At 59.5% G+C, this 395-nt stretch carries 1 protein-coding gene; it reads left to right on the plus strand.

Annotated elements, in window-relative coordinates:
• Positions 1-312 (plus strand): IS30 family transposase (locus tag R5H29_RS02420; protein WP_134978326.1); only part of this gene is annotated, 312 nt, incomplete at its 5' end.
• Positions 313-395: the final 83 nt, after the last annotated feature.

The following is a 395-nucleotide window of genomic DNA, read 5'->3' on the forward strand; positions in this document are numbered from 1 at the left end:
CTTCAGGGCCATGCCGCTCACACGCTGACGCTGGATAACGGAAGGGAGTTTGCCGGGCATGAACGCATCGCGCTACGGAGCCAGTGCCAGGTCTTTTTTGCAGACCCCTATTCATCCTGGCAACGTGGCACCAATGAAAACACCAACGGTCTGCTCCGCCAGTATTTCCCCAAGGGCAGCGACTTCAGCAAGCTGACCGTCGAAGCCGTCAATCGGACAGTAGCGAGGATCAATCTACGCCCGCGCAAGCGCTTGGGCTGGAAGACGCCGTACGAAGTGCATACAGGGGTGAGCGTTGCACTTATGTGTTGAATTCAGGGTCCATATAGGCCCGGTAGGGGTCCAGGCCGGTGGCCAGCGCGGCCATGATCATCGGTGCCAGCCACAGCGACACC

This window comes from Stenotrophomonas sp. A3_2, from assembly GCF_036624925.1.
GTDB lineage: Bacteria > Pseudomonadota > Gammaproteobacteria > Xanthomonadales > Xanthomonadaceae > Stenotrophomonas > Stenotrophomonas hibiscicola.